Annotated in this window: 11 protein-coding genes; 4 read left to right on the top strand and 7 right to left on the bottom strand. The window is 63.5% G+C overall.

What is annotated here, in order from left to right; genetic code table 11:
- Positions 1-116: 116 nt before the first annotated feature.
- The 7 genes from alkB to WCE35_RS22130 all read right to left on the bottom strand — a co-directional run bounded on the left by alkB (position 117) and on the right by WCE35_RS22130 (position 5195).
- A complete protein-coding gene (alkB, locus tag WCE35_RS22160) occupies positions 117-770 on the bottom strand; it encodes a DNA oxidative demethylase AlkB (RefSeq protein WP_424595457.1) in 654 nt (217 codons plus the stop codon).
- A 10-nt stretch (positions 771-780) separates the two neighbouring features.
- On the bottom strand, positions 781-1524 hold the full coding sequence (locus tag WCE35_RS22155) for a 2OG-Fe(II) oxygenase (protein WP_424595456.1): 744 nt from the start codon (positions 1522-1524) through the stop codon (positions 781-783).
- A gap of 389 nt (positions 1525-1913) precedes the next feature.
- Positions 1914-2207: a type II toxin-antitoxin system RelE/ParE family toxin gene (locus WCE35_RS22150; protein WP_424595455.1), complete on the bottom strand. Its 294-nt coding sequence runs from the start codon at positions 2205-2207 to the stop codon at positions 1914-1916.
- Positions 2204-2431 carry a hypothetical protein gene (locus WCE35_RS22145; protein ID WP_424595454.1) on the bottom strand — a complete coding sequence of 76 codons (228 nt, stop codon included), beginning with the start codon at positions 2429-2431 and terminating at the stop codon, positions 2204-2206. The genes WCE35_RS22150 and WCE35_RS22145 overlap by 4 nt, the downstream gene beginning before the upstream one ends.
- A gap of 131 nt (positions 2432-2562) precedes the next feature.
- A complete protein-coding gene (locus tag WCE35_RS22140; RefSeq protein ID WP_424595453.1) occupies positions 2563-3198 on the bottom strand; it encodes a hypothetical protein in 636 nt (211 codons plus the stop codon).
- Positions 3161-3853 carry a DUF2848 domain-containing protein gene (locus WCE35_RS22135; RefSeq protein ID WP_424595452.1) on the bottom strand — a complete coding sequence of 231 codons (693 nt, stop codon included), beginning with the start codon at positions 3851-3853 and terminating at the stop codon, positions 3161-3163. Before WCE35_RS22135 ends, WCE35_RS22140 begins: the two co-directional genes overlap by 38 nt.
- A complete protein-coding gene (locus WCE35_RS22130) occupies positions 3846-5195 on the bottom strand; it encodes an amidase (protein ID WP_424595451.1) in 1350 nt (449 codons plus the stop codon). Before WCE35_RS22130 ends, WCE35_RS22135 begins: the two co-directional genes overlap by 8 nt.
- A 214-nt stretch (positions 5196-5409) precedes the next feature.
- Between WCE35_RS22130 and WCE35_RS22125 the strand changes: the two genes are divergently transcribed.
- The 4 genes from WCE35_RS22125 to WCE35_RS22110 all read left to right on the top strand — a co-directional run bounded on the left by WCE35_RS22125 (position 5410) and on the right by WCE35_RS22110 (position 9374).
- Complete coding sequence (locus tag WCE35_RS22125) at positions 5410-5823, top strand: Zn-ribbon domain-containing OB-fold protein (RefSeq protein WP_424595450.1); 414 nt, start codon at positions 5410-5412, stop codon at positions 5821-5823.
- Between the two features lie 5 nt (positions 5824-5828).
- Positions 5829-6968, top strand: coding sequence for a thiolase C-terminal domain-containing protein (locus tag WCE35_RS22120; RefSeq protein WP_424595449.1), 1140 nt, complete (start codon positions 5829-5831; stop codon positions 6966-6968).
- 109 nt (positions 6969-7077) lie between these two features.
- Positions 7078-7992, top strand: a complete 915-nt coding sequence (locus tag WCE35_RS22115) for an SDR family oxidoreductase (protein WP_424595448.1) — start codon at positions 7078-7080, stop codon at positions 7990-7992.
- A 227-nt stretch (positions 7993-8219) separates the two neighbouring features.
- Positions 8220-9374, top strand: coding sequence for an SMP-30/gluconolactonase/LRE family protein (locus WCE35_RS22110; RefSeq protein WP_424595447.1), 1155 nt, complete (start codon positions 8220-8222; stop codon positions 9372-9374).
- Positions 9375-9404 lie beyond the last annotated feature (30 nt).

Here is a 9404-nt window from a genome sequence, read left to right as displayed (position 1 = left end):
GGCCGATGGCGGGCCGTATTTGATCGCGATCGAGGTGCCGACCGATTCCGAAGTCAGCCCGTGGGCATTCATCCATCCGGCGAAGCCGTAGACTTCGTCATGGCGCAAGTAGAGAGTCAGCGCGCCTTGCGGAAGGTCAGATTGATGCGCTGGTGGCCCATCGCGGCGTGCTCGCCGAAGGCCAGCGGCGCGACGCCGTGGAAGAACAGCCGGGACGGCCCGCCCCAGACGGCGACGTCGCCATGCGCCAGCCGATACCGCCGCGGCTTGTCGCTGCGTTTGATGCCGCCGAACAGGAAGATCGCCGGCAGGCCGAGCGACACCGACACGATCGGCGCTGAAAAATCCTGCTCGTCCTTGTCCTGGTGCAACGACATCCGCGCGCCGGGCGCGTAGCGGTTGATCAGGCAGGCGTCCGGGGCAAAGCCGTCAAAGCCGACCTGCGCTGCCGCCTGGCTGGCCAGCTCGCAAAATACCGGCGGCATCGCCGGCCACGGTTTTCCGGATTCCGGATCGGCGCCATCATAGCGGTAGCCGTTGCGATCGGTGACCCAGCCAGCGCCGCCGCAATTGGTCATCGCCACCGACATCTGATGGCCGCCGGGCGTGAACATGTGCCGGAACGGCGCCTGCGCGACGATCGCCCGCAACGCCGCGATCAGATCGGCTTCGACCGGCTTTGCGAATCCGCGCAGCAGCACGGCGCCATCGGCCATCGCCTCCCGCGGCGGGCGCACATCCAAAACGGCTTCGAACAAATCCGCGGTCAACGCCGTTCGCTCATTTCGCATCGTGAAAGATCACACCCATTGTATGGCGGTGGCCGGAGCGGATCCGGCTGACGCCGTGACGCAGGTTAACGCGATAGGATCCGCGTGTCCCCTGCACCGGCCTGTGATGCACAGCAAACGCCACCGCGTCGCCTTGCCTGAGCGGAACCACTTCCGGCCGCGACTGCATGCGCGGCCGCTGTTCCGTCAGCACGAACTCGCCGCCGGTGAAATCGCGCCCCGGCTCCGACAGCAGAATCGCGACCTGCAGCGGAAACACGTGTTCGCCATAGAGGTCCTGATGCAGGCAGTTGTAGTCGCCTTCGCCATATCGCAGCAGCAGCGGCGTCGGCCTGATTTGCCCGGCGTCGTGGCATCGCTTCAGGAACGCCTCATGGCTGTCCGGATAACGGATCTCGATGCCCATGGTCTCGTTCCAGCGGTTGGCGATATCGTGGAGTCGCGCATACAGAACCGGCCGCAGCTTTGCGACAGAGGCGGGCAGCGGGTAGGAAAAATATTTGTATTCGCCGCGCCCGAAACCGTGGCGCGCCATCACGACCTTGCTGCGGAAGTGTTTGTCGTCGGGATACAGCGAAGCGAGGGCACCGCATTCGTCGGGCGAGAGCAGGCCGTTCAGGACGGCACAGCCATGTGCGTCGAGATCGCGCTCCACTCGCGTCCAGTCGATGGCATCGACGCGGGCGGCGATGCCGGAACGCGGTGCGGTTAGGATTTTTGCCGTTGACGTCATGTCCGGTATTTTCGCAAATCGGATCGGGTGACGCCACCCGTTTTCCGAAACTCCGCCAAACAGCTAACACCGCCGTCATTGCGAGCGCCAGCGCGGCAATCCATCTCGCCGCGCAAAGAAAGAATGGATTGCTTCGTCGCTGACGCTCCTCGCAATGACGAAACGTCGTGACACACTCGCTCAACTTCAGCCCGTTTCAGCCCGTAGGATGGGTTGAGCCCTTCGCGAAAACCCATCATCTCCAGTGCGATTGACGGTATCGCCTTTCGCTTCATCCATTCTATCGTCGCCGCAATCGCCTGCGGCGGCAAGGCCCGACGGAGACGTGGGGCAGCAAGGTGATGGGTTTCGCGAAGGGCTCAACCCATCCTGCGCCCTGCGTTTCGCCGTCAGACGTCGGAATGCTCGCGCTCGCGGGCAGAATGCTGGATGGTGATGATGACAATTTCGTCCGCCGTTTCGTCAGCGGTATAGTAGACAAGAAACGGATAACGCCGCGTCACCAGCTTGCGTACGCCTTCTACCTTCTGCTGCCGTCCGACGTGCGGAAACAAGACAAGGTTCTGAAGCGATTCGAGGATCGCGGCGCGGACGCGTAGCGCCGCCTCGGGATTCCTCGCTCGGATATAATCAGCGATTTCGGCCAGGTCGCGCACCGCCCGCGGCGTGAAGCGAAGCTTCATTGCTCGAAGCGGCGAAAGGCAGCCTCGATCTCGGGATCGGTTGCAAACTGGCGGCGTCTGGCTTGCGCCAGACCCTCCAGAACGGCTGGAAGATGCGTCGGGTCGACTTCCTCAGGCTCACCCTCATTTCCACTCAGGCTAAGCATGGCAAGCGCGATCTGATCCTGACTGTCCGGCGGCAGCAGCCGCACGGCTTCGAGAGCTTTTTCCAGGAGCTTGGTCATTGCAACAGGATAGGTTCCAGCCCTGCGAAATGGAAGAGGGATTCAAGTATCTTTTCTATTTTCATCAGCCGTACGGCCCTTTTGCCCTACAGCCAGGCGGTTATGGCGACAACGATTGTTGAGATTCACGCTTAGGCGGGACTTTTTGTCATCAGCCACACATATACTTGCGGCTTAAGCCTACCAGTTTTCTGCAGGTATAAAGCGATGTTGAATCGACGGTGACCTTCTATCAGAACGTAAGCAGCAGGGAGATTCTCATAGGCATGCTGGACTGTATTTGAATTTATATGCCCATCTCGGTTGTCCAAGATTATTATAGGCGTCGGAAACTCACCGTGTTCGATCATGAAGGCAGATGTTCGGTAAGGTACGGGAAATTCCCAGTCATCCACCAGATAGCGGCCATGCTCGACGCACTTTTTGTTGTCGGCAGCAAAGCCATTGAATGTCGACCTGACCTCGAACAGCTTTCCCGACGGCCAGCTTACGAGGTCGAACTGGTAATCTCTCGAGCGCAAATACGCATAGCACGAACGACTCCAATGCTCATGCAGCCAATACTTGGCAACGTCCTCCGGCACGTTAGGAAAATATCGCTGTACCTTAGGCCACCATTCCTCAAATGGCTCTTCAACGCCACCTCCCGCGTCAAATCTCGGCTTCAGGTTTTCAGGATAATTGTCCACGATAATGCTTTTTGCACGCTTAGGTTCGCCGGGACGACGATTAACCCAGCACCGGCAGCGCGACCACGTCGTAGCCATGCCAAATGGTCCGCTTCAGTACGGGGTCCTCCAACTCGAATTCGAACCGGCTGGCGGGGCGGATGCCGCCGTTGGCGGCGAAGGTGCCGCCGAACATCGCGCAGCCGTCAGGCAGGCCCTTGCCGCCAAAACCCCGCGCGATCAGCTCTTTCACCGGGAGCATGGCATCGAGCGTACCTTCCTGGTAGAGTACGCGGACGCCATCGATCCACGCGTGCGAGCGCAAGATCATCCGGTCCCAATGGTCGAGGACATCTTCCAGCTCCCATAACTTGGAGGCGATCGGCTTGTCGCACATCTGTTTTGACACCGTGACACTGTAGGCCTCCACCTTGCGATCGGTGTGATCCGAGCCGCAGCCGACGAAAATGCTGCCCTGCCAGCCGAATAGCACGAACTCGACCTCGCCGCTGGAATCGCCGCCGGAGACCTCGATGCGGTCGGCCAGGGTCAGCCGGCGTGCGGAGACGCGATAAAAAATCGGCGTCGAGGCCGGCCGCGCGATTCCGATCGCTTCCAGCTCGGCGATATGCCTGTCGCGCGCCGCCGGGTCGCGCCCGGTCCAGCCGGCGATCACGGCCTGCCCGATCGAAAGCTTCAGCATCGTCGGCGTCGGCGCGCCGTGGTCGTCCACGGTGAAGGTCAGGTCAACCACGGATGACGCCCTCCATTCCGGCGGCGAGTTCGAAGATGCGTCGATCCGATCCGCCCGCCGCCGCCAGCATCAGCCCGACCGGCGCCTCGCTTTCGCGATGCGCGGGCAGCGAGATCGCGCAGCCGTCGAGCGTATTGATCAGCGTGCAGTTGCGCAGCGCGCGCTGGTTCTCGGTGGCGAAAGCCTTGTCGTCGGCAAGATCGGCGATGACAGGCGGCGTATTGGCGGTGGTCGGCAGCACCAGCGCGTCATAGGGCGCGATGCGCGCTTCGGTTCGCGCGATGAAGGACCGCCGCGCGGCCAGGAGATCGATGTAGTCGGCCGCGGCAAAACCTTCGCCGCGCAGGATGCGCATGGCAACGCGGGGATCGTAGACGTCGCCCTTGCGCGCGATCAGGAAGCGATGCCAGGCATAACTCTCGGACGCGGCGAAGCCGCCGTTGGCGTTCATCACGCCGACATCCAGAAATTCCGGCACCTCGATGCGCTCGATCAGCGCGCCCGCGCGTGACAGCGCCCCCAGCGCGCGATCGAAGGTTTTCGCCACGGCCTCGTCGAGGTCATCGAGCGCCACCGTGGTCGGCACCGCCAGCCGCATGCCCCTGACCGGGCGCGGCCGCAGCGGCTGCAGCGGCTCATCGGCGAGAAAAGAGTCGAGGATGGCGCAGCATGCGGCGGTGCGCGCCAGCGGCCCAAAACTGTCCAGCGTGAACGACAGCGGCACGCCGCCCTCGAGCGGCACCCGGCGCTGCGTCGGCTTGAAGCCGACGATGCCGTTGAAGGCCGCCGGGATCCGGCAGGAGCCGCCGGTATCGGTGCCGAGCGCGCCAAAGGCCATGCCGTCGGCGACCGATACCGCCGCCCCCGACGACGAGCCGCCCGGCACATGCCCGACGCCGCGGTTCCAGGCGCTTTTCGGCGTGCCGTAATGCGGGTTGATGCCGATGCCGGAATAGGCGAATTCGGTCATGTTGGTGCGGCCGATCACGACGAAGCCGGCCCGCCGCAACCGCGCCACCACGGGCGCGTCCGCTTCCGCCGGCGCGGAATCCTCCAGCGCGCGGGAGCCGGCGCGGGTCACCTGGCCCCTGATGTCGAACAGGTCCTTGATCGAGACGGGAATGCCGGCGAAAGGCGACGGCGCGGCCTGCACCTTGCGCAGCCGGTCCATCGCGTCCGCGGTTTCGATCGCCGCATGCTTGTCGACATGAATGAAGGCGCGCCGGCCTTCGCCCGCGGGGTCGGCGATTTTGGCGAGACACGCCTCGACGAGCTTGCGGGCGCTGGTGCGGCCGCTTTCGAGATCGGCAGCCAATGTCTGGAGTGTCGGGGTCTCGGGCATGGTTTCTCTCTCGGCTCGCGTGCTTGCTTAAGCGGCGGCGACACTAGCTTGGGAAATCGAAAGCGCACAAGCATTCGAGGGCCGGAAATGTGCGCGCGGCGGAATAGGCGCCATGCGAAGGGGGTGCTGGACCGTTGACGGCGGCCCGTCCAATGTCGCATCAAGACTGCAACAGGCGGGCTTTGCTGCCCGATCAGGGGGAGGACTTGCCGACATGGCCGAGGCTCTGCGCGCGAAACCGAAGCCGACACCGGAAACCCAGCATTTCTGGGATGGCACGCAGGCCGGCGAATTGCGGCTGCAGCGCTGCGACGCCTGCGCCAATGTGTATTTTCCGCCGCGCCCGTTCTGCCCGTCCTGCGCCTCGCGCAAGGTCAGCGTGTTCAGGGCCAGCGGCAAGGGCAAGCTCTACAGCTACGTCATCAACCACCGGCCCGCCGCGCCGGGTTTTACGCCGCCTTATGCGATCGCGGTGGTCGAACTCGACGAAGGCCCGCGCATGATGAGCAACATCGTCGATTGCCCGCAGACGCCGGAGGCGCTCGAACTCGACATGAGACTGGAAGTCGCGTTCGAAAAGCTCGACGACAGGATCACCCTTCCCCTGTTCCGCCCGGCGAGGGGCTAGGCACCATGCGCAGGAACCAGGTCGCCGTCGTCGGCGCCGCCGAGACCACCGAGCTCGGCGTCATCCCGAACATGTCGCAAATCCAGTTGCACGCGGACGCGGCGCTGAACGCCATCGCCGATGCCGGACTGAAACTGTCCGATATCGACGGCATTGCCACCGCGGTGGAAACCCCGCAGCAGATAGCGCATTACCTCGGCATCACGCCGACCTGGGCCGATGGCACCTCGGTCGGCGGCTGCTCGTTCATGCTGCATGTCCGCCATGCCGCGGCCGCGATCGAGGCCGGCCTGTGCAAGACCGTGCTGATCACCCATGCCGAAAGCGGCAAGTCGATGATCGGAAAGCCGCCGCGCTCGACGCCGCCGGACAGCCTCAACGGCCAGTTCGAAGCGCCGTTCGGCGTGTTCGGGCCGCCGAGCATGTTTCCGATCCCGGTGCTGCGCTACATGAAGACCCACGGCATCACCCATGAGCAGATCGCCATGGTCGCGGTGGTGCAGCGCGAATGGGCGGCGAAGAATCCGCGCGCCACCATGAAGGACCCGATCACGGTCGCCGACGTCCTGAACTCGCGGATGATCGCCTATCCGTTCCGCCTGCTGCAATGCTGCCTCGTTACCGATGGCGGCGGCGCGCTGATCCTCACTTCCGCCGACCGCGCCAGGGACTTTCCGCAGAAGCCGGTCTACATCCTCGGCACCGGCGAGAGCGTGGAAACGCCGATGGTCAGCCAGATGCGGACATTTGACTCCTCGCGCGCCTTCCGGGTCGCCGGTCCCCTCGCCTTCAGGGAAGCCGGCATCACCCACGCCGATGTCGACCATCTCATGATCTACGACGCCTTCGCGCATCTGCCGCTGTACGGCCTCGGCGATCTCGGCTTCATGCCGCACGAGGAGACCGGAAAATTCATCGCCGACGGCCACACCCGTCCCGGCGGCAAGCTGCCGCTCAACACCAATGGCGGCGGATTGAGCTACATGCATTCCGGCATGTACGGCATGTATGCGCTGCAGGAGAGCGTGCGGCAGATGCGCGGCATCGCGCCGGCGCAGGTTCCGGGCGCGAAGGTCTCGGTCAGCCACGGCGTCGGCGGCATGTTCGCGGCAAGCGGCACGATCATCTTCACGAACGAACGCTGATCACTTTCGTCATTCCGGGATGGTCCGAAGGACCAGACCCGGAATCTCGAGATTCCGGGTTCGCGCTTCGCACGCCCCGGAATGACGAACAACAACGGGAGAAACTTCCATGGCCAAATCACTCCAGGACAAAGTCGTCATCGTCACCGGCGCGGGGCGCGGCATCGGGCGCGAGATCGCGCTGCTCTGTGCCGCCGAGGGCGCCAAGGTCGTGGTCAACGATCCCGGCGGCGCGCCTGACGGCTCGGGCACCAGCGCTGCGCCGGCCGAGGAAGTGGTCGAGGAAATCAAGCGGCGCGGCGGCACGGCGGTCGCCAATTTCGAGACGGTGGCCGAAGCCATTCCGGCCAGCAGGATCGTCAAGATGGCGACCGACCGTTTCGGCAGGCTCGACGGCGTCGTCAACAACGCCGGCATTTTGCGCGACATGATCTTCCACCGCATGAGCGTGGAAGCCTTCGAATCCGTCATCAAGGTGCATTTGATGGGTTCGTTCTATGTCGCCCATGCCGCCGCGCGGCTGTTCCGCGAGCAGGAAAGCGGCTCGTTCGTGCACTTCACCTCGACCTCGGGGCTGGTCGGCAATTTCGGCCAGGCCAATTATGCCGCCGCCAAACTCGGCATCGTGGGCCTGTCGAAATCGATCGCGCTCGACATGAATCGCTTCAACGTCCGCTCCAACTGCGTCTCGCCCTTTGCCTGGAGCCGCCTGATCGGCACCATTCCGACCGAAACCGAGGAGGAGAAGGCGCGGGTCGCCAAGATCCAGCAAATGGGCCCGGAAAAGATCGCGCCGGTCTGCGCATTCCTGCTCAGCGATGCGGCCCGGGATGTCACCGGGCAGATTTTTGCGGTGCGCATGAACGAGATCTTCCTGATGAGCCAGTCGCGCCCGCTGCGTTCGGTGCACCGCGGCGAAGGCTGGACGCCGCAAACCATCGCCGATCACGCCATGCCGGCGCTGAAATCGTCGTTCTACAAGCTCGACCGCTCGGCGGACATTTTCAACTGGGATGCGATCTAGCAGGCGGGCTGCAGTGAGCCCTCGTCGCGAGGAGGCGCTTGCGCCGTCTCAAACCAAGAGGTGCCGGTGCCGCCTCATCCCGCGGGACGCGGCCGGTAGACCGCCCTTGGCGGATTGCAAATATGTATCTAAACATTCTCTGATTGTTTTGCCGACATCCGCCTGCTTTATGCCGGAATGTAGGCGCAAGATTTTCCTCCCAACAAAAAAATCTTTGGAGGAAACCCATGACAAATCAAACGGAATTGCCCGATCACCAGCCCCTTGACCGCCGCAGGCTGATCACGGGCGCGGCGGCGCTGGCCGCAACGGCGGTCACCATGACAGCGGCCTCCGCGGCGAGCGTAGCGCCATTGGGCCAAACGGGCGCCCTGACCCCGTCAACCGATCCGCTGCCCCTGGGACCGCTATCCGGGAGCCGCTACCCGGATTCTCACCTGGAGTCGCTCAAAAAGCCCAAGGTTTCGTTCGGACCTTCCGGTTTCCCGGCCTTCGCCGGCACCATGGCGGTGGAGCGCGTCGCAACCGGCTTCCGCTGGGCCGAGGGCCCGGTCTACTTCCCGGCCGGCCGCTACGTGCTGTTCAGCGACATTCCCAACAACCGCATCATGCGCTTCTCGGAGGATGACGCTCACCTCAGCGTCTACCGCCAGCCGTCGATGAACTCGAACGGCAACACCATCGATCGGGAGGGGCGCCTGATCACTTGCGAACATGCCGGTCGACGGGTCACCCGGACCGAACTGGACGGCTCGATCACCATCATCGCCGACAAGTACAACGGCAAGAAGCTGAATTCGCCGAACGACGCGGTTGTCACTGCCGATGGTGCGATCTGGTTCACCGATCCCGTCTACGGCATCGGCGGCTATTATGAGGGCATCAAGGCCGAGCCTGAGCAGGAAAAGCATAACGTCTACCGGGTGGATCCGAAATCCGGCGACGTCAAGGTTGTCGTCGATGACTTCGTGGAGCCCAACGGCCTTTGCCTCTCCCCCGACGAGAAGAAGCTCTATGTCTGCGACACCGGCTTCACCGACGGGCCCGACAACCCGTCGCATATCCGCGTGTTCGACCTCGATGTAGCAGCCGGAAAGGCGTCGAACAGCAAGGTCTTCGCCGACATGCCCAAGCCCAGCATTACCGACGGGGTACGCTGTGATACCGATGGGCGGGTTTGGTGCTCCGTCGGTTGGGGCGATCCGAACGAGGATGGCGTGCGCTGCTACACCAAAGACGGCGATCTGCTCGGCAAGATCCACATACCGGAAACGGTCGCCAATTTGTGCTTCGGCGGTCAGCAACGAAACAGACTTTACATCTGCGGCTCGACATCGCTCTACGCGGTCTACACCAGTGTGCAGGGCGCCCTGAAGCCATGACCGGTTCCGAGGCGGGCTACCCCTTCGGGT

It is taken from the genome of Bradyrhizobium sp. (assembly GCF_049691595.1).
Classification (GTDB): Bacteria; Pseudomonadota; Alphaproteobacteria; order Rhizobiales; family Xanthobacteraceae; genus Bradyrhizobium.
This window is presented reverse-complemented; position numbering and strand designations above follow the sequence as displayed.